This window comes from Streptomyces spiralis (genome assembly GCF_014654675.1).
In the GTDB taxonomy this organism is placed as follows: Bacteria; Actinomycetota; Actinomycetes; order Streptomycetales; family Streptomycetaceae; genus Streptomyces; species Streptomyces spiralis.
Genome location: NZ_BNBC01000023.1, coordinates 63,324 through 85,238, shown reverse-complemented (window position 1 = coordinate 85,238; position 21,915 = coordinate 63,324). Strand labels below are relative to the sequence as shown.

Here is a 21,915-nt window from a genome sequence, read left to right as displayed (position 1 = left end):
CGTCGCGGGCGCCGCCTTCCTTCAGGGAACTGGAGAAGTAGCGTCCAGGCCGGCCCGGGACACCGCACGGTGCGGGTTCCGTACGCAGCCCCTGCAAGGAGCAACAAAATGACTCAGGGAACCGTCAAGTGGTTCAACGCGGAGAAGGGCTTCGGCTTCATCGCCCAGGCCGAGGGTCCGGACGTCTTCGTGCACTACTCCGAGATCGAGGGCCACGGCTTCCGTAGCCTCGAGGAGAACCAGCAGGTCGAGTTCGAGGTCGTTCAGGGCCCCAAGGGCCCGCAGGCCGCACGCGTTCGCGCCATCTGAGGTCCGGCGGGCGAGACCTGCCGTACACCTGCTGCTGAAACCGAGGGCCGGTGCCGTAAGGCGCCGGCCCTCGGCATGTTCCTCGCCGGTGCTCGGCATGTTCCTCGGCTGACGGCCGGCATCTCATCCGCGCTCGCGGAGGTACGCGTCCAGTTCGGCGGCCCCGGTCAGCATCGCCCGGCCCCGGGCGGACAGCCGGCCGCGCCAGTCGCCCAGCGCGGCCTCCAGCGGTTCCAGCCCGCCGGCCGCGCGCACCTGGGCGATCAGCGGCGCGATCTGCTCCAGCAGGTAGCCGCCGCGCCTGAGCTGATGAGCCAGCCGGGCGTCCCGTACATCGGCCTCGTCGTAGACGCGATACCCGGTCCGCGGGTCGCGGCGCGGACGCACCAGTCCGGCGCGCTCCCAGGTACGCAGCGTCGCGGGCCGGATGCCGAGCTGCTCCGCCAGCGGCCCGATGAACGTGGCGTCGGGCCCGGACGCGGTGTCGGAGCGGGACGCGGTGTCCGGGTGGGACGCCGCGGTGAGCTCCAGACCGCGGAGGGCCCGCTCGACGGCCTCGAGGGTCCGGCGGTCGTCCAGGAGCTGCGCGTGGCTCTCGTCGACGAGACGCAACGCCTCATCGGCCGCGCCCCGGTTCACCGCCCGCATGATCGACGTCGCCGTCGGGTGACCGTGGGCGGGCACCAGGGCGAGAAACGCGCGTAGCGCCCGCGCGTGCAGCGGCGTATAGGTGCGATAGCCGTGGGGTGTACGACCGGCGGCCGGAAGGATGCCGGCCTCCTCGTAGTTCCTGACCGCCTGCGTGGAAAGGCCGTGCCGGCGCGCCAGATCGACCGGCCTGAGCCGCTCACCGCTTTGAAGGTTTCGTCCCACGTTTCCCGACGATAGCGTGGAAAAGTTTCAACCGAGCCTTCAACGATACCGTTGAAGGCATGGCGACTGACATCAAGGACACCGCCCGTGCCGTCGAGGCTGCCTCCGTCATGCGGCTGCTCCCGGCCCGGCCCCGGCTGCTCGCGCTGGGCGAGCCCACCCACGGCGAGGAAACGCTGCTCGAAGTGCGCAACGAACTGTTCCGGCAGCTTGTCGAGCAGGAGGGGTACCGGACGGTCGCGATCGAGAGCGACTGCATGATGGGCCTGGTCGTGGACGACTACGTCACCTCGGGCAGGGGCGATCTCGACGAGGTCATGAAGCACGGGTTCAGTCACGGCTGGGGCGCCTCCGCGGCCAACCGCGAGCTCGTGCGCTGGATGCGCGCCTACAACGACGGCCGGCCCGCGTCCGAGCGGCTCCGCTTCGCCGGTTTCGACGGCCCGCTGGAGATCACCGGTGCCGCGAGCCCCCGGCAGTCCCTCACCGCACTCCACGGCTATCTCGCGGCCCGGGTGGAGGCGGACCTGCTCCCCTGCACCGGGGAGACGCTCGACCGCCTGCTCGGCGGCGACGGCCGGTGGACCGAACCCGCCGCCATGGTGGACCCGGCCCGCTCCGTGGGGCGGTCCGCCGAGGCCGGCGAGTTGCGGCTGCTCGCCGACGATCTGGTGGCCCTGCTCGACGCGCAGACACCGCACCTGCTCGCGGTGTCCTCTCGGGAGGAGTGGGACCGGGCGCGCCTCTACGGGCGCACCGCGACCGGCCTGCTGCGCTACCACTACGGGATGGCCGACACCTCACCGGCCCGGATGACCCGGCTCTGTGCGCTGCGGGACGTGATGATGGCCCACAACCTCCTCGACCTCGCCGCTCGGGGCCTGGTGCTCGTCCACGCCCACAACTCCCATCTCCAGCGGGAGCAGAGCTCCATGCGGATGTGGCAGGGGGCGGTGGAGTGGTGGAGCGCCGGCGCGCTGGTGAGCGCACGGCTCGGCGAGGAGTACGCCTTCGTGGCGACGGCACTCGGCACCATCCGGCACCAGGGAGTGGACGCACCGCCTCCGGACACCGTCGAAGGACTCCTGTACGCGCTCCCGGAGGACCGCTGCGTCATCGACGCCCGCCGTCTGGCCACCGCCCTCGACGACGCACGGCCCGCACCCCGGGTATCCCCCTGGTTCGGCTATGCCCCGCTCGACCCGGCACACCTGGCGGACACCGACGGGATCGTCTTCGTCAAGGACCTCCCACAGCTCCAGCGCTCCTGACCTCGGCTCGCCCGGAAGCCTCTGCCCGAGGTCCTCGATGAGGACGGGCCGTTGGTCGGGAGGGACCGGCCGTCAGGCCGGCTGTCCGTGGTCCGGACGTGGCGTGGCCGTGCCGCCGGAGGTCGTCTCGGGTTTCGTGTGGAGGATCTCGCGGGCCTGCTCGGCGGCGCGGGCGATGCTCTCACCGACGAAGTCCACGAAGCGGGCGATGTTCTCCAGCCGGACCGCCGCCGGGGTGTCGGCGCCGAGAATGCCCACACCCTGGCGCGCGGTCTGGGCGAGCTGGGCGTTGGCCCGAGCCGCGGCGATCATCGACTGGTACCAGACATCGTCGTCGACGAGGTAGCGCTCACGGCGGCGTTCGTCGCGTTCCCGGCGGATGAGGCCCTGGCTCTCGAGAAACGCGATCGCCTTGGAGACGGACGCCGGGCTGACCTGGAGGCGCTGGACGAGTTCGGACGCGGTCAGGCTGCCCGCGTCGGTGGTGAACAGGCAGGTCAGCACCCGGGCCATCATCTTGGGCAGGCCCTGCTGCATCAGGAGGGTGGTGAACACCTCCTCGTACTCGCGCACGGCCTCGGCGTCGCGTCCGTGCGCCTGCTCGGGCATCTGCGGGCCGCGGGGGGCGGTCTGCCTGCGCCGGTGCGCGCGGCGTTCGGTGGCGCGGTGGGCCAGGTCGGCGCGGTAGGCGGTCGGGCCACCGTTGCGCATCACCTCACGCGTGATCGTCGAGGTGGGACGGCCCAGACGTCTGGCGATCTCCGCGTAGGCGAGCCCGTCGGCCACCCCCAGCGCGATCTGCTGGCGTTCCTGCTGGGTGAGTCTGCCTCCCGGCATCACGGTCTCCCTCCACGCTTCCTCGATCGGCCAAACATAGCGTTCACTCTCCGCCCAACGCAACGGTCGAGTGAGCTGACGTTGCATTAAAAACACGATCGTTGCAACGATTACCTGTCTACCACCTGCATAAATAGCATTTAGACGCAACAAGCACGTTGCCCAACCAGGGAACGCAACGTAGCGTTTGCGATGTCAGAAACGAACAGCGCAGAAGGAGAGCACCATGCAGAAGTTCGACACCGCCGCCCCGGTCTCCGCCGTCGTGGACATCCCCGCCGGGCGTGTGCAGTTCATCGCCGCCGACCGTGCCGACACCACCGTCGAGGTCCTGCCCGCGAACGCCTCGAAGGGCCGCGACGTGAAGGCGGCGGGGCAGACCGAAATCACCTACGGCGACGGCGTTCTGCGGATCCAGGCCCCGTCGGCGAAGAACCAGTACTTCGGCCCCTCCGGATCCGTCGAGGTCACCGTCCAGCTGCCCGCCGGTTCCCGGGTCGCGGTGAAGTCGTCCTGCTCCGAATTGCGGGGCGTGGGACGGTTCGGCGACGTGGCCTTCGAGGGCGCGCAGGGCGCAGTCAAGATCGACGAGGCCGCGAGCGTCCGCGTCACCACCTCCGGCGGCGACGTGTCGGTCGGCCGCCTGGGCGGCCCCGCGGAGATCAGCACCGGACAGGGCGACATCCGCATCACCGAGGCCCTGCGCGGCGCGGTCGTGCTGAGCACCCAGATGGGCGACGTCTCGGTCGGCGCCGCAGCCGGAGTGTCCGCGTCCCTGGACGCCGGCACCGGCTACGGCAGGATCCACAACGCGCTCAGGAACAGCGACGGCGCCGCCGACCTGCGCATCCACGCCACCACCGGCTACGGCAACATCGACGCCGGCAGCCTGTGACGGGCAGGACCCCCGGGACCGACCCGCCGTCGCGCCGAACGGGCTGTGCACGTCCCATGGCACACGAGTCAGGCGAGCACGCGCGAGGGGGTCCCGGGGGCCGTATCGGATCTCGCCGCCGGAAGGCGCCCCCGCAGTGCCGGGCGCGCCTTCCAGGGGGTGTCTCGTCGATCAGGCCGGATCAGGGAGCGGCGGCTGGTGGTGGGGGCACCTCCCACCCCGTTCAGGCAGTGGGGGAACATCGCAAGGCGGAGGAGGGAGTCGATGCGGAGCATCGGCGACCGACGACAACGCCGCGAGGTGCGGTGCCAGCCGCCGCGAACCCGGCATGATCGACGAGACACCCCCTAGCGGCACAGGGTGGTCGCCTGTTCGACGCGTGACAGCTTCACGGGATTGCGCACGGCGTAGAGCCCGGTGATGAGGCCGTCGTCGACATGCACCGCCACGACGGTGTCGATCTCGCCGTCGAGCCGGAGAATCAGCGCCGGGTAGCCATTGACCTGTGCCGGCCGCAGCGACGCCGCGGCGCCGAATCGGCCCAGCCCCGCGGCCAGTTCGGCCACGCGGCGCGCCCCTACGACGGGGGCCGGCACGGCCTGTACGACTCCGCCGCCGTCGCCCAGGAGGACGACGTCCGGCGCGAGGATGTCGAGCAGGCTCTGCAGATCGCCCGTCTCGACCGCCTGCTGGAAGGCCTCGAGCACTTCTCGGGTCTCGGCCGGGGAAACGACCTCGCGCGGCCTGCGCGCCGCCACGTGCGCCCGCGCCCGGTGCGCGATCTGACGGACCGCGGCCTGGCTCTTGTCGACGGCTTCGGCGATCTCGTCGTACTCCAGATCGAACACCTCGCGCAGGACGAACACCGCCCGCTCGGTCGGCGTGAGCGTCTCCAGCACCAGCAGCATCGCCATCGAGACGCTGTCGGCCAACTCGATGTCCTCGGCCACGTCGGGCGTGGTGAGCAACGGCTCGGGCAGCCAGGGGCCGACGTAGGACTCCTTGCGCCGGCGCAGCGTACGCAGCCTGCTCAACGCCTGGCGGGTGGTGATCCGGACCAGGTAGGCACGCTGGTCCTGCACGGTGTCGAAGGCGACGCCCGCCCATCGCATCCAGGTCTCCTGCAGCACGTCCTCCGCGTCGGCGGCCGAGCCGAGCATCTCGTAGGCGACGGTGAACAGCAGGCCGCGGTGGGCGACGAACGCCTCGGTGGCACCGTCGATGCGGGTGCCTGAAGGGAGCGGCCCGGCTGTGCCGCTGCTTCCTTCGCCGCGCTCGTCCATGGCCGGCTCCTCCCGTTCGCCGTCGACCGTGACGTACACAAGACGCCGGTGTCCACGGCTTTGTGACACCCATGCACGTGGCGCTCGTCACACGGCCCCGGTGTCACAGGAAGCGGGGCGGCGGCATCTGAATGCCCGTCACGACGCCGTGCGGACGATCCGCGCGGCACGCAGCGTGCCCGAGTGAGGAAGAAGTCATGGAACCTCGTTTCAACCTGTTCGACAGCCCGACCGCCGCGAAGGTCGCCAAGCGGTTCTACAACGTCTCGTCGGTCCTGGAGCAGTCGACGCTGCCGAAGACCCTGCGGGAACTGGTTCAGCTGCGGGTCGGCCAGATCAACGGCTGCGGTTTCTGCGTCGACATCCACACCAAGGAGGCGGCGGCCGCCGGTGAAACCGTTCTGCGGATCAACCTGGTCGCGGCCTGGCGCCACAGCACCGTGTTCACCGAGGCCGAGCGGGCCGCGCTGGCGCTCGCCGAGGAGGGCACCCGGCTCGGCGAGAACGGCGTCTCCGACGAGACCTGGGCCGAGGTGCGCAAGCACTACGACGACGATCAGGTCGGTGCGCTGGTCTGCCTGGTCTCGCTGATCAACGCGGCCACCCGGATGAACGTGATCGTGCACCAGCCGGGGGGTTCGTACGAGCCCGGCATGTTCGACGGCATGGCGAACTGAACGGCGGACGAAGGCCGGCCCGGCACGGGATCGAGCGGTCCAGTGCCGGGCAAGCCGGCCGCATCGGGTCGTCGCGCGGGCGCGCTGTGCGCGTGCCCGGTCGTCTCCTGCAACGTCAGGGCCGAGAACTCGCGTCGTCCTGTCGGCCGTTGTCCACCACGCCGAGCCCGAGCCCGGAGTGCGCCGCCAGTTTCGCGTGGTCGGTGTCGGGGAGCCAGTCGCGTTGCGGTGTGTAGTCCAGCCAGCGCCGCGCGCGGCCGGCTTCGGTGAAGCCGCGCAGCAGGGTGTCGAGCAGCGGGTGGCGGGAGGGCTCGCGCCAGGCCAGGGACCACGCGTACAGCGGGGTCGGCTCGACGAGCGGGATGGAGCGCAGGCCGGCATGGTCGGGCAGCGGCGCGTCGGCCGGGAAGAGGGTGAAGCACGCGGCGTCGGCACGGATGTGCTGGACGAGGTGGTCCAGGCCGAGGTTGGGACCGTCCTGTCGCCGAGTGATCCGGAAGGCGTCGGCGAAGCGGCGGAGGAAGTCCAGGCGGGTCAGTTCGGCCGGGCACCACAGGGTGCTGTCGCGCAGATCGTCCGGGCGCAGTGCGCGGGCGTCGGCCAGCGGGTGGGACGGGCCGACCACCGCGTCCACGGGTTCCAGCCGCACGAGCCGCTGGGTGAGTTCCGCCTCGCGGCCGCCCGGCAGCGGATGCACCCGGCCGAATCCCAGGTCGGTGTCGCCGCGCAGCAGTGCCTGCGCGACCGAGGGCCAGTCGCGTCCGGGACCGGGCTCCAGCCGCACCGGGCCGAACGCCCGCACCGCCTGGGCGACCGTGCGCATCGGCGCGTACAGGTGGCCCCATGTGTCGATGCGTACGACCGGTACGGCGCCGGTGGCCGCCGCGATCGCGCGCTCGCCCGCCGCGAGCGCCTCGCGCGCCGCGGGCAGGAACCGCTCGCCCGCTTCGGTCAGCCGGGTGCCGCCCTCGCGCTCGAACAGACGGACGGCCAGCAGCTCCTCCAGCCGCGCGATGCGCTTGGACAGCGCCTGCTGGCTGGTGTTCAGCTCTTCCGCGGCCCGCCCGAAGTGCAGTGTCCCGGCGGTCGTGACGAACGCGCGGACCAGGGCGAGGTCGAGATCCATGCCGCTGACCCTATGCGACAACCGCACGTTGTCGGCTGGGCGGCTTCGTTGTTGGCCGAGTCACCGCCCCGCCGGGTCGGATGGTTCCGGACGCCCCACCGGGCGTGACCCGCGAAGCCCGCCGAGGAGATGACAACGATGAAGGCCCTCATACCGACCGGGGATCCCGCCGAGCCGGTCGTGTTCGCCGACGTCCCCGAGCCCACACCGCGCCCCGACGAGGCGCTGGTGAGGGTCGAGGCGTTCTCGGTCAACCGGGGTGAGACGTTCAAGCTGGAAAAGCCCGTCCCCAGCGAGCGCCCCGGCAAGGACGTCGCGGGGCTGGTGGTCCAGCCGGCCGCCGACGGCAGCGGACCGGCCGGGATCGCGCGGGTCGTCGGCCACCCCATGGCGGGCGGCTGGGCGGAGTACGTGGCGGTGCCGACCGACGCGCTGGCGGTGCTGCCGGACTCCGTCTGCCCGCTCACCGGCGCGGCGCTGCCACTGGCCGGGCTCACCGCGTTGCGGCTGCTTCGGGCCGCGGGGCCGGTGCTGGGGCGGCGTGTGCTGCTGACCGGTGCGTCCGGAGGCGTGGGCCACTACGTCACCGAGCTCGCGGCCGCCGCCGGGGCCGAGGTCACCGCCGTGACCCGGAACCCCGAACGCGGCACCCGGCTCGCCGAGCTCGGCGCCGCCGAGATCGTCCACGATGTCGCCGACGCCCGCGGTCCGTACGACATCGTGCTGGAGTCGACCGGCGGCCGGGCCCTCCCCCTCGCTCTGGCGCGGCTCGCCAGGCGCGGCACGCTCATCTGGTTCGGGCAGGCCGCACGTACGCCCGCGACGCTGGACTTCTTCGACTTCTTCAGCGGCCCGGAGTCGGCCGTCATCCGCCACTTCCACTACCTCGACGCCGACACCCGCCTCGACCAGGACCTGGCGGCGCTGGTCCGGCTGACCGCGGAAGGCCGCCTGCACCCCGAGATCGGCCGTGTCGCGGGCTGGGTCGACACCGCGACCACCCTCACGGACCTGCGTGAGCGCCGCATCCGCGGCAAGGCCGTGCTCACCCTGTCCTGAACTCCATCCGAACGGCCGGCAACCGACAACCACCGAAGGAGAACGACCATGACCAGCACCGACCCCAGGACCGTCGTCATCCGCTACGTCGAGGCCGTCCGCGACGGCGACGCCGACGTCATCCACGACAGCTTCGCCGCGGACGCGACCTGGCACTACCCGGGCGACCTCCCCGTCTCCGGGGTGTGGCGCGGCCGCGACGCGATCGTCAACGACTTCCTCGGCGGCATGGGACCGGCCTTCGTCCCCGGCACCTTGGAGATCGAACTGGTCAGCACGATCGCCGAAGGCGACCGCGTGGTCGCCGAATGGACCGCCAGGGCCAAGACCGTCCACGGCGGCACGTACGACAACCGCTGCATCGGCATCTACACCGTCCGCGACGGCCGGATCACCTCCGTCGTCGAGTACGCCGACACCCGGCACGTGGCCGCGACCCTCTTCCCGGACTTGGACACCCGCCGGCCCGCCGGTGCCGAGTGAGTCGCAGCCCGCGCCCAGGATCCGACGGCCGGTCACGTCCCCGGCGGTGGCCGGCATCGTCGTCGGATACGAGCGGCACGGTCAGGCCGACATGTGCCCGGTTGTCTCCGGCCGGCCCCGGTGCTGCGACCACTCCGGCGCGAGAATCGACATCACGGCCGCGTCCACCCGCTCGCCCTCCCAGAGCAGCGCATCGCGCAGGACGCCCTCAGCGAGGAACCCCACCTTCTCGTAGACGCGTCGAGCCCGCGGGTTGAAGGCATAGACCTCCAGCGAGATGCGGTGCAGACCCAACTGCTCGAAGCCGGGCTTGTCGAGGAAGTCGGGGTCCGGGGCACGTCGAAGGTGAGCAATCATGGCCGCATCGTGTCCGGCCACCCGGCCCGGCGTCCTGCGGTTACCCGGCACACGACCAGAGCCCGCCTACTTGTTCTGCAGCTTGCCCAATGGGTGGGGGTCGTCCTCCAGTGCGGTGGCCGCCGCCTTCCAGCCGGTGTCCTCGGGGTGGAGGGCGCTGCGCAGAAAGGCCGTGGTGAGCTGCTGGATCAGAGCGACGCGCGCGGGACTCTCGTCCGTCGTCTCGGCGACCTCGTACCCGGGAATGCCTCCGAGGGAGTGCTCCGCCCCGAACAGCGTGAGCAGGCTCTTACTCCCCGGGCTGTAGGTGTAGGGGTCGGTGAACCAGTCCGGCCCGCGAGTGGACAGATGGGACTGGTCCTTGTCCCCGGCGACGATCAGAGCCGGTGTGGTCATGGCGTCGAAGGACGGCTTCATGAAGGGAAAGTTCTGTGCGGCGAACGGGGTCAGGTCGTCGCCCAGACCGGTCAGGGCGAGCAGCACACCCGCCTTCACACGGGGGTCGGACATGTCCTCCCCGGGGAGGCCGTCGGGGCCGAGGACACGCGAGCCCAGCAGCATGCTCGCCGTCTGGGCTCCCCAGGAGTGGCCGGCCACCGCTGTACGGCCGCGGTCGAGCCGCCCGCCGAGGCCCGGCACGCAGGCTTCCAGAACGTCGAGTCCGTCCAGCACGCGCTTGAGATCCTCGACGCGGAAGCGCCAGATCCTGGGCGTACGGGGGTCGTCGGCGGGCAGGCCGAGCGTCCTGGAGTCGAGATGGGTGGGCTGCAGGACCACAAAGCCGTGGGCCGCCCAGAAGTCCGCCAGCGGCGCGTAGCCGTTCATCGACGAGCCGAAGCCGTGCGAGAAGACGATGACGGGCAGATCGTCGCCGATCGCGGGGGCGGATATGCGGACCTGGAGGTCCTCACCGCGGCCCGGGGCGGGCAGAACGACCGGCTTCGCGGAGATCACCATGGCGGGAGCGCCGGGGCTCTTCGGGGTCCGCGCGGTGTTCGAGTCGGGCATGGACGTGCCTTCCGTTGGGTTTCCATCGCACTCATGGTTCGCAGGGCCCGGTGGTCGGCGGCGCCGACGGCCGGGCCGAGCAGTGAGCGAGGAACGTTGCTCGCGCTCGGCCACATCGAGATCGAGCGCCGGGCGACCGCGCGACTTCCGCGCGGCTTCCGGGTGTGGGAATGACGCCGGTGGACGGCTTGGTCGCCGGACCGTCGGTCTGCCATCATGAACGAAACGGAACCTCGCTCCGCAAACAATACGGAGCGCTGTTCCGGTTCGCAAGCCGCACGGAAGGAACGTCGCCGTGAACGACAGCGGCCAGAACCCGAAAAGCGCGTCCGCGCCCAAACGCAAGGACGCCCGGCGCAACCAGCAGACCCTGCTGGACGCGGCCGCCGCGGTCTTCGCCACCTCGGGCGTGGAGGCGCCGGTACGTGACATCGCGGCCGAGGCCGGCGTCGGCATGGGCACGATCTACCGTCACTTCCCCACCCGGGCCGACCTCGTCATCGCCGTCTACCGCCACCAGGTCGACGCCTGCGCCGAGGCCGGGCCGGCCTTGCTGACGGCCGGCCCCACACCTCACGCCGCCCTCGAACGGTGGGTCGACCTCTTCATCGACTTCCTCACCACCAAGCACGGCCTCGCGGCCGCACTGCAGACCGACAACGCCGGCTTCGAGACGCTGCACGCCTACTTCCTCGACCGTCTCCTGCCGGTGTGCACCCAGCTCCTCGACGCCGCTGCCGCCTCCGGCGAGATCCGCTCCGACATCGACGCCTACCACCTCATGCGCGGCATCGGAAACCTCTGCATCGGCGCCGACAGCGACCCCCGCTACGACGCGCGCCGAGTGGTCGCACTCCTCGTCGCGGGACTACGCCAACCGCGCTGACCATCCACCTGTACCGGGCACTCGGACCGGCCCTGAGAGGCCGACGACCTGACCCTCCGAGACGCCCGGTTCACCAGTGAAGCGGGCAGGCCGCCCGTCCCAGGCGGGCCGCCAGTGCACGGGCGCGGGAGGCCGTCCGGGGCGCCGGTGGCCCTGCGCTCCGACATCCGGGCTCGTGTCTTGAGAGCCGTCGCAGCGTGGACCACTCAGTACCGCTGGGCCTTGGCCAGACGGGGTGTCAGTTTCCGCTCGGGAGGCTGGCGGCTGAAGACGATGGGTTGCTGCTTCTGGCCCGGTTCGAGGTTCTCGGCGCCGGTGTACCTGGTCTCGACGACGTGATGGTTGCTGTCCTCGAAGTCGATCTGTACGGCGTAGGACGCTTTGCGGTCCGTCTTGTTGGTGATGTTGACCAGGACGGCGAGCACGCCACCGGTCTGGGCCTTGGGCATGCCCGACATGCCGACCTCGGAGAGCGCGTTCCCTTGTCCCTTGACGCCCTTGAGCTTCTTCTCGGCCGTCGCCTCCCTGCGGGCGCTCTCGGCTGACACCGACGCCTCGAACTCGGAAGCCCGCGCCGATGCCGAGGAGGCGGCCGCGGAGGCCGAGGCACGGGCGGAAGCGGCTGCGGAGGAGGCTGAGGAGGCCAGCGCCGAGGGCGGCGATCCGGTGAACGACGCCGTGTTCGGCGTGCTGGGAGTTCTGCTGCCCGTCGAGCCGTTGCCACCACCGCCGCCGCACCCGGTCAGCACGCCGGCGGCGAGGGAGCAGGTCAGGGCCGTAGAGGCCACGGCGAGAGGTCGCAGGCGGCGGGGGCGGCCACGACGAAGGGACAGCATCAGGTCTTCCTCCTGGATGAGGGATCCTTGAGCTCATCGTCATCGCTCCATCGTCGGCGCGCGAACAGACCCGCCCCTGACGGACGAGGCCACCACCCCAGCGGCCGAACCGGGAATCAGCCCGGCTCCCGGCGGACCACGTCCGCTCCCTCGCGGCGCAAGGCGGTCACTCCCGGCCACCGGCCAGACGGCGCCGCGGCCACACCGCCTCCGCGGGCGTGAGGTTCGGGTCGGTCAGCTTGGCTTCGGCCACTTCCCGGATACGTCCCGCAGGATCGGTTCGGCAGCCCTTGTGCATGCTGTGCACCAGCAGGCGCCGTCCCAGGCGGACGGCCAGGCCGGGTACCTCCGCGCTGCCGACAGTGGCCATGGTCATCACCACATCGGAGGCACTGTGCCAGGACACCCGCGAGCCCGGCCTGATCCAAACGAGAGGCCCTTAGGGGGTGTCTCGCCGATCATGCCGGGCTCGCGGCGCCTGGCACCGCTCCCTGATCCCGCCTGATCGACGAGACACCCCCTAGGTCAGCCAGGTGGTTGCCAAGGCTCTGCGTACTTCGGCCGCCTCGTCGCGAGCCCGGGACGCGGCCGCGGTGTCCCCGGCCAGGGTGTGGGCCTTGGCCAGGGTGTCGAGGCCGATGGCGAGCCAGGTGCGGGAGCCGATCCTCCGCCACAGGTCGGCGGCCGCTTCAGCGCGTCGACGGGCAGCCGCCACGCGGCCGGCGACGAGTTGAGCCTCCGCGAGCGAGTAGAGCGTCGCCGCCTCGCCCCAGAGATTCCCGAATTCCCGGTAGGTCCACAGGGCACGGGCCAGTAATCGACGCCCCTCCCGTTGCGCGCCGTGCCGCACCAGCACATCGCCGAGCCAGCACGTGGCATGCGTCGCGGTCAGCCGGTCGCCGAGTCCCTCGCTGATCGAGGCGGCCTGCCGGAAACAGTCCGCGGCGGCCTGGTAGTCGCCGTGTGCGCGGTGGCTCTGCCCCAGACAGCGCAGGGCCTGCGCCTCACCGGGCCGGTAGCCGGCGTCCCGGCTCACGCGCAAGCACTGCGAGAACCGCTCCATGGCCGGCTCGACACGCCCCTGCTCAAGCTCGATCACACCGATGCCGTTGGTGGCGTACACAAGGCAGTTGACGTTTCCGGCCATGCGGGCCAGCTCCGCCGCTTGCTCGAAGTGGCGTACGGCTGAGGCGTACCGACCGAGGAGTCGGTGCACGTACGCCAATCCGGCCGTGGCGCCGGCCAGATAGGCCGGGTCCGCTCCGTCGGCCAACGTCAGCGCCTGCTCGAAGTGGTCCAGGGCCTCCGGATACCGGTCGAGAATGGTGGTGAGTTCACCCAGACATCGGTGGAGCTGCGTGGCACTGTGCTGGTGGTTGCCGCGCAGGGCGGCCTCGAGGGCCCGGCCCTGGAGCCGTTCCCAGTCGTCGAAGTGGCCTCCGATCTGGAAGAGCGTGGTCAGCGCGGTGGCCAGCGCGGCCGCCGCCGTGATCTCGTCCCTGTCGAGTGCCTGGTCCGCCACGGAGATCAGGAACTGGCGCTCGGCGGTGAACCAGGCCGACGGATCGGTGAGGAGCTGTGCGGTGTCGGTCGGGGTGGGCCGCCAGGACGCCAGGTGGGTCTGTGAGATGCCCTGGAAGTCGACGCTGAGACTGTCCGCGGCCCGATCGGCCAGATACAGGCTCGCCCCCAGCAGCCGGGACAGCGCGGCGGCCCGGTCCCGCGGCGACACCTCCCGTTCCGCCCTCTCGCGGCCCAGCAGTCGCACCAGGTCGTGCAGCCGGTGACGGGTACCGGCCGGCCCCGTCGAACCGGCCTCCACGAGATGCACTTCCACGAGGTCGTCGAGCACCGCTTCCGCGCGGTGCAGGTCCAGGTCCAGGAGCGCGGCCAGGGCCCAGACGGAGAAGTCCGGTGTCGGCAGCAGGGCGAGCATGCGCAGGGCGTGCCGGTTCGTGGGGGTCATCGCCCGGTACGTCAGTTCCAGGCCGGCCCGTACGGCTATATGGCCGACGGCGAGTTCGTCGAGCTTGCGCTGCTCGTCCGCCAGTGCGCGGGCGACCTTGCCCAGGGGCCAGTGCGGTCGCGCGGCCAGCCGCGCACCGGCCACCCACACCGCCAGGGGAAGGCCCTCACAGGTCGACACGATGGCCCTGGCCGCGTCCGACTCCGCGCGGGTCCGGTCGGCACCGATCATCTCCCGCAACAGCGCGAGTCCCGTCTCGGAGTCCAGAACTCCCAGGGGGATCCGGTGGCCGCTCAGGTCCGGGAGGGTGGTTCGGCTGGTGACGACGGCGGCGCAGCGCGCCCCGCTGGGCATGAGGTCCTTCACCTGCCGCGCGTCCGCGGCGTTGTCCAGCACGACGAGTGTCTTCCGCTGGGCGAGTACGGTGCGGTACATGTGCACCCGGCCGGTGAGGTCCGGTGGCACCGCACCGCCGCGTACGCCGAGCGCTCGTAGGAAGGCCCCCAGGACCGTGAACGGCTCGACCTGCTCGTCGTCGAAGGCCCGCAGGTCCGCATAGAGCTGGCCGTCGGCGAACCGAGAGGCCAGCACATGCCCCGCGGAGACGGCGAAGGCCGTTTTGCCGACCCCGGCCGGTCCGGTCACCAGGAGCGTGACCGGACCCGTCGGCACCTGGCCGAGCAGTCGGCGGGCGGCCGCCAGCTCCTCGTCCCGGCCCACGAACAGCGCGGGGGCAGGGGGAAGCAGGCGGGGCACGAGTTGCTGGCCGTCGCCCCCGTCCCGCTCTCCCGGAGCTTGGTCATCGCTGTCGCCCGGACGGTCCGCCGCTGTCGCATACGGGGCTTCCGCCGAGTCAGCCCGCTGAGAGACCTGGAGGTGCGTCGTCCTGGCAGAGGAGACAGAGGAGAGAGAGCCCGGGGCGGGGGCGGCGAGGACGGGGGAGTCGGTGAGGATCCGGTGGTACAGTCGGCGCAGCTCCGGGCCGGGGTCGGTGCCCAACTCCTCGGCCAGGCGCCGGCGCAGGGACTCGTAGTGGCGCAGGGCGTCGGAGGACCGCCCGCTGCGGTACAGGGCCAGCATGAGTTGTCCGGCTGCCCGTTCGTCCAAGGGGTCCTGCTGTGCCAGGGCGGACAGCTGGGGCAGCAGCATTCCGTGGAGACCGAGGTCCAGTCGGGCGTCGTTGAAGTCCAACGTGACGGCGAACCGCTCCCTGAGCAACCCTTCGCGGAGCGTGCCGAACCATGGCGTATCACAGGCAGCGCAGGGCTCTCCGTGCCACAACTCCAGTGCGTTTTCGAAGAGTTGCGCGCGGGAACCGGCGTCCTCGACCGCGCGTGCCTGCCGCACCAGAGCGCGGAACCGGTGGAGGTCCACGGCGAGTCGATCGACCTCCAAGGCGTAGCCCCCTGAGCTCCTGGTGATGGAGGCGTCTTTGCCCGCGGGTTCCAGAGCCTTCCGCAAGAGGCTGACGTATCCGTACAGCGTGCCTCTGACCCGCTGCGGCACGCGGTCGCCCCAGACCCGGTCGATGAGCTGGGAGGTCGGCACCGTGCGGGGAGCATCGACCAGCAACGCCGCCAGGACGGAGCGCTGCTTCGGAGGGCCCAACTCCACCGGTCTGCCGTCGACCCGTACCGCGATGTCGCCCAGTACGCGGCACTCCACTGCCATCACACCGCTCCCCCGTTCGGTCGCGGTCCACGCTGCCAAAGCGGCTCGGAGCAGCCAATTCGAGATCTGGCCAAGGTTTCTCCAGGACCGGCCGTGCAGGGTGATGCCCGGCTGCTCCGGTGACCCGGCCGGCGGGGGGCCGCTCGCGGGGCGGGGGCCGCGACAAGGCGGTGCGGCCCGCGGCGGGGACGGGCCGCAACGGAGGCGGGGCCCGAACGGCAACGCCTCTCGGTAAGTGGACCTGGAATCAGACCTGCTTCATCAAAGGAGTGCTCATGAGCATGCGTCACGCCCTGGCGGCGGCGACACTCGGTACGACGCTCGCGTTCGGAGCCCTGGCCGTGCCCGCGCAGGCGGCTCCGAAGAAGGCCGACACCGCGAGCGACGACGTCTTCTACACCACCCAGGCGACGAAGCAGTACACCTGCGCCAAGACGACCTGCCGGGTGAAGAGGAACCTCTTCGCCGGGCAGCCGCTGTCGATCTCCTGCTACTACGTCGGGCAGTCGGTCTCGGGCAACAACATCTGGTACTACACCACGACCTGGCAGTACGAGGTCTGGGTCGACGGATACACCCCGGGCCAGCACATCAACACCGGCGCCGACCCCAGGCCCGGCATCCCGCGCTGCTGAACGGAGCACGCGAAGCGGCCGGAAGACGGCCCGGCCGGCCGAGCCCGAGTCGCCGGTACGCACCCGAAGCAAGCGCACGTCTCGAAGCGCCGATGCCCTCAAGTCACAGAAAGGGACCATGCTCATGACGCTCACCAAGCGGGCCGCCCTCGCCCTCTCGGCGTTCGTGCTCGGGGCCGCCGCAACCGGCGCCGCCCCGGCGATCGCCGCTCCCGCCCCCGTTCCGGCGGCCATTGCGGCGGACAGCGCGTGCCCCTACGACCTGGCTCACCCGACGCTCTACCCGGGAGACACCGGCAAGGCCGTCGTCCACGCGCAGTGCCTGCTCAACATCTACGGCCGAGGGCTCGCGGAGGACGGCATCTTCGGCTCCGCCACCAAGGCCGCCGTCGTGTGGGCCCAGGGACGATGCGGCATCACCAAGGACGGCATCGTCGGCCCGAAGACATGGAACTGCCTGCACCCGGACGTGAGCCCCAACCCGTGACCTGAACCGTCCGGGGAAGACACGTGTGCCGGTGGCCCCGTCAGGTCACCGGCACACCTTCGCGAACAGCCTGAACGAACTCCGTGGAATCAGTGGAAGCAGAGGCAGAACGGATGGCCGGCCGGGTCCGCGTAGACCCGCCAGTTGGCCTCCGGGCGGAGCTGGTCCGTCCGCTCCAGCACCGTCGCGCCGAGGGCGAGCGCCCGCTTCTCCTCCCCGTCGAGGTCGTCCACGTCGAAGTCCAGGTGGAGCTGTTGCGGGCGCTGCTGGCCGGGCCACTCGGGCCGCTGGTAGCCGTCCACCCGCTGGCAGGCCAGCGGCGTCCCCTCGAACCCGTGCACCTCGATCCAGTCGGAATCCTCCGGGTCCGCGACCACCCGGCCACCGAGCAGCTCCGCGTAGAACTGCGCCAGCCGTGCCGGATCGTCGCAGTCCAGCGCGACGGCCTGCAGCTTTCGAATCACTTCCGACACTCCTCGCTCTTCGGCCGCGTCCGCGACACCCCCGTACGGTCGTACCCGCCTGCGCGGCGGGCATGCACGGCGGTACGCCGGGCCGCCGCAAGGCTTCACCCGGCGTCCGCTGCGAAGCGGACGGGTCCGTAGGGTTTCCGCATGACGGATGAGAGTGAGCCGGCCGTTCGAGCGGCCATCGATGGGGAGATGCGGCTTCTCGACCCCGAGGTGCGGGCTTCGCCGGCCCGTGTGCTGGAACTTCTGGATCCGGAGTTCACCGAGATCGGCGCTTCCGGGCGCCGCTGGGACGCGGAGTCCATCCTCACGGTGACGAGCGGTGGCTCGGTGTCCCCCGAGTCTCCGGTCGAGGTCAGCGAGATGTCGGGAGTGGTACTCGCTCCAGGCATCGTTCATCTGACCTACTTCGCCGACAACCAGGGCCGTAGGGCATGGCGGAGCTCTTTGTGGCGTCTGACGGAGACGGGCTGGCGGATGTACTTCCACCAGGGCACGCTGACCAGTTGAGCCGAGTCGAGGTCGCATCGGGCCGGCACGCGCCCAGACAGGCGCAGAAGCCCCGGACGGACTCGGCGAATTCGGCAAGGCGCACGCGGCCCGAGCACCCCGGCCGGAGCCGGTCGGGCGTCCCGGGCGGCCTGCTCAGGCTGCGCCGGCGGCGTCGGCGCGAAGGTGCTCGGCGGCCTCGGCGGCGGTGTAGGAGGAGGCGAAGGTGAACGCGCGCGGGGACGGCCCGTGCGCCCGCAGGTCCGCCAGCCGCTCCAGGGCCTCGCCGACGGTAGGGAGGTGACCGGCCGGGACCCACCAGAGCACCAGGTGGGACTCGACGTGCCGCTCGAACCATTCGCGGCGCCGCCGCATCACCTCCAGGTGCCCGCTGCGGTAGGTGTAGTCCCACAGGGCCTCCTGGGTCTCCCAGACCGACAGGTTGACGATGACGTCCTGCCCTGCCGGGCGCAGGCCGGTGGCGTCGGCCGCCCCGTCCTCCACGAGGCGCCACACGAAGCCGGGCGCTTCGTCGGCGGCGGCGTTGACCGGATCGAGCATCTCGACGAACGGCGTCATACGCGGGTCGTCGAGGGGGTGGCGGAGCGTGGCGACGTTGAGCTCGGCGAGGTGCGCGGCATGCGTGGATGCGGTCATGGCGTCATCCCAGCAGGCCGTCGTTTCTATGTCAATCGATATTGTTTTTAGAGTCGTCGACCACCACGCAGCACTCCCCCGGCCGGGCGTCCATACGGGCGCGGAGCGGACCGTCCGTGCCGAGCAGCCCCTCCAACAGCGCGAGGTTCATGCCGCAGACGAGCGGCGGGAAGCGCTCCGCTACGGCGTGGAAGGGGCAGTTGCGCATACGGACGACGCGTGCGGCCGCCCCGGTCGCCCCCTCGGCGCCTTCCAGGTGCGGTTCGTAGCCACGGGCGGCCAGCATCTCCATGGCCTGTTCGAGACTGCCGCAGGGCGCCGCCGAGTCGCGCAGGGTCTCGCCCCGCCGGCGTGCGGCCGCGCAGAGCCCGGCGTCCAACCCCGCCTGCTCGGCGGCCTCGGCGAGCAGTTCGGCGGCGGTGCGGTAGTCGCGTGCGGGCAGCGACACCGCCCGCTCGGCCCGTGCTCGCGTGTACACCTTGGCGGGGCGGCCCGCCCCCGGCCCGGAGCGCCCCGTCAGCCGGCGGCTGCCGCTCTCCAGCAGCCCGGCCTCGGTCAGCCTCTCCAGATGGTGCGCGGCGAGCGTGCGCGTCACCCCGGCCGCCTCGGCGGCCTCGTTGCGGCCGACCTCGCGGCCCTGTGCCGCCACGTACTCGTACAGGCGGCGCCGCACCGGATCCTGCAACGCCGCGATCGCGTCGATGTCCTCCACCCGGCCATTCTAGGAACAACACAGGTTGGACATAGAAGGCGGGATCCCGCCCCGGCTCAGGGACCCGGAGTGACGCCCCCGAGTTGCCGGCGCGGCAAGAGTCGTCGAGGAGCAGGGGCCGCGCGCCCGAGCTCCACAGAGCGGGTTCAGGGGCGGCCGGTCTTGTTCAGGACGGTCGTCAGGCGTGCCAGGCTCTGGGGTCCGTAGCCTTCCGCGACGGCGTGGTCGAGGACGCTCTTCGCCGCGGTGAGCATGCCCGTGTCGATGCCGTGGCTGGTGGCGGCGTTGATGATGTGCGTGATCCCCGACGCCGCGGACGCGATCGTGGACCGGTCTCCGGGGTACCGGCCGGTCCGGATCTGCTCGGCGAAACGGGTGATCATCTCCGGGAGGAGTCCGCCGATCCCGGTGGCGAAGGCGGCGAACCGTTCGGGCTCGATGCCCTCGGCCGACGCCAGGGCGAAGGCGTGGACGATGCCGTTGACCGAGGTGACGAAGATGTCCAGGAGCGCGACCTCGTAGGCGGCTGCCCGACCGGGATCGTCGCCCAGGTGCACCGCGGTACCGCCCACGGCAGCCATCGTCTCCTCGACGGCCTCGTAGACGTGGCGGGCGCCGCTGAACAGGACGGCGGCCGCGGGAGTGCCGACGGCGGAGGTCGGGGTCAGAATCGCACCGTCCAGATAGTCGATGCGGCGTGACGAGGCCCACCGGGCCATCCGGCGGGCCTGGGCCGGTTCGCCGCTGGTGAGGTTGATCAGGCGCCGGTTCCCCCAATCCGCGGGCGCCTGTTCGAGCACGGCTCGCACCGCGTCGTAGTCGATCAGACAGGCAATGATCACGTGTCCGTCCTGTACCGCGTCCCGCACCGATCCGGCGGCCACCGCACCCCGGTCGAGGAGGTCTCCGGCCTTTCCAGGCGTGCGGTTCCACACGGTGACCGGATGGCGGGCTCGGAGGAAGGCGGAGGCCAGGGCGTGGCCCATCGGGCCGAGGCCGAGGACGGTCACAGGCGTCGGTCGGGCGGTCTCGTCAACGGGTGAGGTCATGTCTCGAACGCTAAACCTTCACATTGACGTCAAGGTCAAGTCGCTGCTGGACTGCCCCACATGAGGATCGGTGAACTGTCACGACGCACCGGCGTGAGCCGGCGCTCGCTGCGCTACTACGAAGAACAAGGACTGCTCGGCCCCGCGCGCCTGCCGAACGGATACCGCGAGTACGACGAACACAGCGTCACCGTCGTGCGGCGCATCCAGATCCTGCTCTCCGCCGGACTCGGCACATCCGCCGTCGCGGAGATCCTCCCCTGTGCCGTCGACGACACCGTGGTGCTGTCGGGACGGTGCCCGGAACTCATCGACGGCCTGGCGAACGAGCGCCGCCGGATCGACACGGCGATCGACGACCTGATCGCCGCACGCGACATCCTCGACTCCCTCGTCGGACGCCCGCTCAACGCCCCGAATCCTGCTGGCCGTCATGGGGATTCGTATCCGGCCGAGCCGGTCGGGGCGATGTGACCGCCCCCTCCACCGACCGCACCGATCAGCACGCTGAAGTGCACTCTTGGCGGCGTGAGGCCATCGTGGCGTCTCCCGGCCGAAGGGATCAGGAATCGAGAAGTCCCGCAAGGGGTTTACGGCTACCGTGGCGCCCATGGACCTGACGATTCATACGAGTTCCCTGCCGCACGACGACCCGGACGCCGCCCTGGCCTTCTACCGCGACATCCTCGGCTTCGAGGTCCGCAGCGACGTAGGGCACGGCAAGGCGCGCTGGATCACGGTCGGCCCCGCCTCTCAGCCGGAGACGTCCATCCTCCTGGCGCCCGCGGCCGCCGACCCGGGGATCACCGAGGCGGAGCGCAGCACCATCCTGGAGATGATGGCCAAGGGCACCTACGGGTGGATCCTGCTCGCCACCCACGACCTCGACGCCACCTTCGACAAGGTGCAGGCATCCGACGCCGAGGTGGTCCAGGAGCCGATGCTCCAACCGTACGGCGTGCGCGACTGCGCGTTCCGTGATCCGGCGGGCAACCTGGTCCGCATCCGGGAGTTGCGCTCCGGCACCGAGTAGGGACGGGCTCGGTCCGTGGGTCAGCAGCCACTGGGCCGACACCAGATGCGCCACGGCGAGTCCGCTCGCCGTGAGCAGCATGCCCGTATTGCGACGGGCGGCACCGAGGGCGGCGTCGCCCGGTGGTTGTGCCACTCCCGCGAAGTTGACCTCCTCCCCCGCCTAAAGGCGGGGGATTCCAGCGGTCGCCCGCTGGGTTTCCTGTTTCATCGACGACCGCCCCGTCCGGGATGACTCCCGTTGAGGTCTTACACCGTCTCCACAGGCAGACGCCGCCAGCCCGGCGGCCAGGATGTTGCGTGCCGCGTTCACGTCGCGGTCGTGCACCGCGCCGCAGTCGCACGTCCACTGGCGGACGTTCAGCGGCAGCTTCGCCGCGACCGTGCCGCAGGCCCCGCACAGCTTCGAGCTGGGGAAGAAGCGGTCGATCACCACGAGTTCACGCCCGTACCAGGCGCACTTGTACTCCAGCATCAAGCGCAGTTCCGTCCACGACGCATCGGAGATGGCTCGCGCGAGGCGGCCGTTCTTCAGCAGGTTGCGGACGGTGAGGTCCTCGATCACGACCGTTTGGTTCTCACGGACGAGCCGAGTCGACAGCTTGTGCAGGAAGTCCCGGCGCCGGTCAGTGATCCGGGCGTGGACCTTGGCGACGCGACGCCGAGCCTTCTCCCGGTTGTTCGAGCCCTTCGCCTTGCGCGACAGCTCCCGCTGCGCGCGGGCCAGCCGGGCGCGGTCACGCCGCTCGTGCTTGGGGTTGGCGATCTTCTCCCCGGTGGACAGGGTCACCAGGGAGGTGATCCCGGCGTCCAGGCCGACCGCCGAGCTGGTGGCGGGGGCCGGGGT

26 protein-coding genes and 1 pseudogene are annotated in these 21,915 nt (G+C 71.1%); 13 read left to right on the top strand and 14 right to left on the bottom strand.

Translation table 11 applies throughout. The features are described from left to right. The first annotated feature begins 108 nt into the window (after positions 1-108). Positions 109-309: a cold-shock protein gene (locus IE318_RS23405; RefSeq protein ID WP_030175973.1), complete on the top strand. Its 201-nt coding sequence runs from the start codon at positions 109-111 to the stop codon at positions 307-309. Between the two features lie 123 nt (positions 310-432). Here IE318_RS23405 and IE318_RS23400 read toward each other — a convergent pair whose 3' ends face one another. Next, entirely contained in the window at positions 433-1,182 is a 750-nt protein-coding gene (locus IE318_RS23400) for a TioE family transcriptional regulator (protein WP_189903374.1), read from the bottom strand. A gap of 59 nt (positions 1,183-1,241) precedes the next feature. On the opposite strand from IE318_RS23400, the gene IE318_RS23395 reads away from it, so the two are divergent. Next, positions 1,242-2,453: an erythromycin esterase family protein gene (locus IE318_RS23395; RefSeq protein ID WP_189903372.1), complete on the top strand. Its 1,212-nt coding sequence runs from the start codon at positions 1,242-1,244 to the stop codon at positions 2,451-2,453. Positions 2,454-2,525: 72 nt separating this feature from the next. Here IE318_RS23395 and IE318_RS23390 read toward each other — a convergent pair whose 3' ends face one another. Further along, the gene (locus IE318_RS23390; RefSeq protein WP_189903370.1) at positions 2,526-3,290 is read right to left on the bottom strand and encodes a helix-turn-helix domain-containing protein; all 765 of its coding nucleotides are present in this window, start codon (positions 3,288-3,290) and stop codon (positions 2,526-2,528) included. A gap of 226 nt (positions 3,291-3,516) precedes the next feature. On the opposite strand from IE318_RS23390, the gene IE318_RS23385 reads away from it, so the two are divergent. Then, positions 3,517-4,185 carry a DUF4097 family beta strand repeat-containing protein gene (locus tag IE318_RS23385; RefSeq protein WP_189903368.1) on the top strand — a complete coding sequence of 223 codons (669 nt, stop codon included), beginning with the start codon at positions 3,517-3,519 and terminating at the stop codon, positions 4,183-4,185. A 347-nt stretch (positions 4,186-4,532) separates the two neighbouring features. Here IE318_RS23385 and IE318_RS23380 read toward each other — a convergent pair whose 3' ends face one another. After that, complete coding sequence (locus IE318_RS23380; protein WP_189903366.1) at positions 4,533-5,468, bottom strand: RNA polymerase sigma-70 factor; 936 nt, start codon at positions 5,466-5,468, stop codon at positions 4,533-4,535. Between the two features lie 197 nt (positions 5,469-5,665). Between IE318_RS23380 and IE318_RS23375 the strand changes: the two genes are divergently transcribed. Continuing rightward, positions 5,666-6,145: a carboxymuconolactone decarboxylase family protein gene (locus IE318_RS23375; protein WP_189903364.1), complete on the top strand. Its 480-nt coding sequence runs from the start codon at positions 5,666-5,668 to the stop codon at positions 6,143-6,145. A 115-nt stretch (positions 6,146-6,260) separates the two neighbouring features. On the opposite strand, the gene IE318_RS23370 is transcribed toward IE318_RS23375, so the two are convergent. Then, positions 6,261-7,271 (bottom strand): LysR family transcriptional regulator, encoded by a 1,011-nt coding sequence (locus tag IE318_RS23370; RefSeq protein ID WP_189903362.1) that lies wholly within the window; start codon positions 7,269-7,271, stop codon positions 6,261-6,263. A gap of 138 nt (positions 7,272-7,409) precedes the next feature. Between IE318_RS23370 and IE318_RS23365 the strand changes: the two genes are divergently transcribed. Together IE318_RS23365 and IE318_RS23360 are read left to right on the top strand one after the other, a co-directional pair. After that, a complete protein-coding gene (locus tag IE318_RS23365) occupies positions 7,410-8,330 on the top strand; it encodes a zinc-binding dehydrogenase (protein ID WP_189903360.1) in 921 nt (306 codons plus the stop codon). A gap of 48 nt (positions 8,331-8,378) precedes the next feature. Continuing rightward, on the top strand, positions 8,379-8,813 hold the full coding sequence (locus IE318_RS23360) for a nuclear transport factor 2 family protein (protein ID WP_030175999.1): 435 nt from the start codon (positions 8,379-8,381) through the stop codon (positions 8,811-8,813). 81 nt (positions 8,814-8,894) lie between these two features. Here the strand turns inward: IE318_RS23360 and IE318_RS23355 are convergent. Next, a pseudogene (locus IE318_RS23355) lies at positions 8,895-9,119 on the bottom strand (GNAT family N-acetyltransferase); the annotation flags it as partial. A 117-nt stretch (positions 9,120-9,236) separates the two neighbouring features. Beyond that, complete coding sequence (locus tag IE318_RS23350) at positions 9,237-10,178, bottom strand: alpha/beta hydrolase family protein (RefSeq protein ID WP_030176004.1); 942 nt, start codon at positions 10,176-10,178, stop codon at positions 9,237-9,239. A gap of 33 nt (positions 10,179-10,211) precedes the next feature. On the opposite strand from IE318_RS23350, the gene IE318_RS23345 reads away from it, so the two are divergent. Then, a complete protein-coding gene (locus tag IE318_RS23345) occupies positions 10,212-10,352 on the top strand; it encodes a hypothetical protein (protein WP_189903358.1) in 141 nt (46 codons plus the stop codon). A 121-nt stretch (positions 10,353-10,473) separates the two neighbouring features. Then, a complete protein-coding gene (locus IE318_RS23340) occupies positions 10,474-11,064 on the top strand; it encodes a TetR/AcrR family transcriptional regulator (RefSeq protein ID WP_189903356.1) in 591 nt (196 codons plus the stop codon). 206 nt (positions 11,065-11,270) lie between these two features. Here IE318_RS23340 and IE318_RS23335 read toward each other — a convergent pair whose 3' ends face one another. From IE318_RS23335 to IE318_RS23325, 3 genes are all read right to left on the bottom strand, one after another. Further along, entirely contained in the window at positions 11,271-11,900 is a 630-nt protein-coding gene (locus tag IE318_RS23335; protein ID WP_189903354.1) for a hypothetical protein, read from the bottom strand. Positions 11,901-12,066: 166 nt separating this feature from the next. Further along, positions 12,067-12,276 (bottom strand): hypothetical protein, encoded by a 210-nt coding sequence (locus tag IE318_RS23330; RefSeq protein ID WP_189903352.1) that lies wholly within the window; start codon positions 12,274-12,276, stop codon positions 12,067-12,069. A gap of 144 nt (positions 12,277-12,420) precedes the next feature. Further along, on the bottom strand, positions 12,421-15,537 hold the full coding sequence (locus IE318_RS23325; RefSeq protein WP_189903350.1) for an AfsR/SARP family transcriptional regulator: 3,117 nt from the start codon (positions 15,535-15,537) through the stop codon (positions 12,421-12,423). A 275-nt stretch (positions 15,538-15,812) separates the two neighbouring features. Between IE318_RS23325 and IE318_RS23320 the strand changes: the two genes are divergently transcribed. Both IE318_RS23320 and IE318_RS23315 read left to right on the top strand, forming a co-directional pair. Further along, on the top strand, positions 15,813-16,172 hold the full coding sequence (locus IE318_RS23320) for a hypothetical protein (protein ID WP_030176016.1): 360 nt from the start codon (positions 15,813-15,815) through the stop codon (positions 16,170-16,172). A 124-nt stretch (positions 16,173-16,296) separates the two neighbouring features. Continuing rightward, entirely contained in the window at positions 16,297-16,659 is a 363-nt protein-coding gene (locus IE318_RS23315) for a peptidoglycan-binding domain-containing protein (RefSeq protein ID WP_189903349.1), read from the top strand. 89 nt (positions 16,660-16,748) lie between these two features. Here the strand turns inward: IE318_RS23315 and IE318_RS23310 are convergent, their stop codons facing one another. After that, the gene (locus tag IE318_RS23310; protein WP_030176023.1) at positions 16,749-17,123 is read right to left on the bottom strand and encodes a VOC family protein; all 375 of its coding nucleotides are present in this window, start codon (positions 17,121-17,123) and stop codon (positions 16,749-16,751) included. 150 nt (positions 17,124-17,273) lie between these two features. On the opposite strand from IE318_RS23310, the gene IE318_RS23305 reads away from it, so the two are divergent. Continuing rightward, positions 17,274-17,639 (top strand): nuclear transport factor 2 family protein, encoded by a 366-nt coding sequence (locus tag IE318_RS23305; protein ID WP_189903347.1) that lies wholly within the window; start codon positions 17,274-17,276, stop codon positions 17,637-17,639. 135 nt (positions 17,640-17,774) lie between these two features. Here IE318_RS23305 and IE318_RS23300 read toward each other — a convergent pair whose 3' ends face one another. From IE318_RS23300 to IE318_RS23290, 3 genes are all read right to left on the bottom strand, one after another. Continuing rightward, positions 17,775-18,275, bottom strand: a complete 501-nt coding sequence (locus IE318_RS23300; protein ID WP_189903345.1) for a DUF3291 domain-containing protein — start codon at positions 18,273-18,275, stop codon at positions 17,775-17,777. Positions 18,276-18,306: 31 nt separating this feature from the next. Beyond that, the gene (locus IE318_RS23295; RefSeq protein ID WP_189903343.1) at positions 18,307-18,987 is read right to left on the bottom strand and encodes a helix-turn-helix transcriptional regulator; all 681 of its coding nucleotides are present in this window, start codon (positions 18,985-18,987) and stop codon (positions 18,307-18,309) included. Positions 18,988-19,133: 146 nt separating this feature from the next. Next, on the bottom strand, positions 19,134-20,036 hold the full coding sequence (locus IE318_RS23290; protein ID WP_189903341.1) for an NAD(P)-dependent oxidoreductase: 903 nt from the start codon (positions 20,034-20,036) through the stop codon (positions 19,134-19,136). 60 nt (positions 20,037-20,096) lie between these two features. Here IE318_RS23290 and IE318_RS23285 point away from each other — a divergent pair, with 60 nt between their 5' ends. Then, a complete protein-coding gene (locus IE318_RS23285; protein ID WP_189903339.1) occupies positions 20,097-20,510 on the top strand; it encodes a MerR family transcriptional regulator in 414 nt (137 codons plus the stop codon). A gap of 136 nt (positions 20,511-20,646) precedes the next feature. Beyond that, positions 20,647-21,069, top strand: coding sequence for a VOC family protein (locus tag IE318_RS23280; protein WP_189903337.1), 423 nt, complete (start codon positions 20,647-20,649; stop codon positions 21,067-21,069). 162 nt (positions 21,070-21,231) lie between these two features. Here IE318_RS23280 and IE318_RS23275 read toward each other — a convergent pair. Continuing rightward, the coding region (locus tag IE318_RS23275; protein ID WP_229903704.1) for an RNA-guided endonuclease TnpB family protein at positions 21,232-21,915 on the bottom strand (684 nt) is incomplete at its 5' end.

Bases quoted from the DNA above. Each gene is read 5' to 3' on its own strand.
- IE318_RS23300 (WP_189903345.1), bottom strand. From the start codon at position 18,275: ATGACCGCATCCACGCATGCCGCGCACCTCGCCGAGCTCAACGTCGCC.
- IE318_RS23395 (WP_189903372.1), top strand. From the start codon at position 1,242: ATGGCGACTGACATCAAGGACACCGCCCGTGCCGTCGAGGCTGCCTCC.
- IE318_RS23330 (WP_189903352.1), bottom strand. From the start codon at position 12,276: ATGACCATGGCCACTGTCGGCAGCGCGGAGGTACCCGGCCTGGCCGTC.
- IE318_RS23325 (WP_189903350.1), bottom strand. From the start codon at position 15,537: ATGGCAGTGGAGTGCCGCGTACTGGGCGACATCGCGGTACGGGTCGAC.
- IE318_RS23380 (WP_189903366.1), bottom strand. From the start codon at position 5,468: ATGGACGAGCGCGGCGAAGGAAGCAGCGGCACAGCCGGGCCGCTCCCT.
- IE318_RS23285 (WP_189903339.1), top strand. From the start codon at position 20,097: ATGAGGATCGGTGAACTGTCACGACGCACCGGCGTGAGCCGGCGCTCG.
- IE318_RS23405 (WP_030175973.1), top strand. From the start codon at position 109: ATGACTCAGGGAACCGTCAAGTGGTTCAACGCGGAGAAGGGCTTCGGC.
- IE318_RS23390 (WP_189903370.1), bottom strand. From the start codon at position 3,290: ATGCCGGGAGGCAGACTCACCCAGCAGGAACGCCAGCAGATCGCGCTG.
- IE318_RS23360 (WP_030175999.1), top strand. From the start codon at position 8,379: ATGACCAGCACCGACCCCAGGACCGTCGTCATCCGCTACGTCGAGGCC.
- IE318_RS23365 (WP_189903360.1), top strand. From the start codon at position 7,410: ATGAAGGCCCTCATACCGACCGGGGATCCCGCCGAGCCGGTCGTGTTC.
- IE318_RS23305 (WP_189903347.1), top strand. From the start codon at position 17,274: ATGACGGATGAGAGTGAGCCGGCCGTTCGAGCGGCCATCGATGGGGAG.
- IE318_RS23350 (WP_030176004.1), bottom strand. From the start codon at position 10,178: ATGCCCGACTCGAACACCGCGCGGACCCCGAAGAGCCCCGGCGCTCCC.
- IE318_RS23385 (WP_189903368.1), top strand. From the start codon at position 3,517: ATGCAGAAGTTCGACACCGCCGCCCCGGTCTCCGCCGTCGTGGACATC.
- IE318_RS23320 (WP_030176016.1), top strand. From the start codon at position 15,813: ATGAGCATGCGTCACGCCCTGGCGGCGGCGACACTCGGTACGACGCTC.
- IE318_RS23375 (WP_189903364.1), top strand. From the start codon at position 5,666: ATGGAACCTCGTTTCAACCTGTTCGACAGCCCGACCGCCGCGAAGGTC.
- IE318_RS23345 (WP_189903358.1), top strand. From the start codon at position 10,212: ATGGTTCGCAGGGCCCGGTGGTCGGCGGCGCCGACGGCCGGGCCGAGC.
- IE318_RS23370 (WP_189903362.1), bottom strand. From the start codon at position 7,271: ATGGATCTCGACCTCGCCCTGGTCCGCGCGTTCGTCACGACCGCCGGG.
- IE318_RS23335 (WP_189903354.1), bottom strand. From the start codon at position 11,900: ATGCTGTCCCTTCGTCGTGGCCGCCCCCGCCGCCTGCGACCTCTCGCC.
- IE318_RS23290 (WP_189903341.1), bottom strand. From the start codon at position 20,036: ATGACCTCACCCGTTGACGAGACCGCCCGACCGACGCCTGTGACCGTC.
- IE318_RS23315 (WP_189903349.1), top strand. From the start codon at position 16,297: ATGACGCTCACCAAGCGGGCCGCCCTCGCCCTCTCGGCGTTCGTGCTC.
- IE318_RS23280 (WP_189903337.1), top strand. From the start codon at position 20,647: ATGGACCTGACGATTCATACGAGTTCCCTGCCGCACGACGACCCGGAC.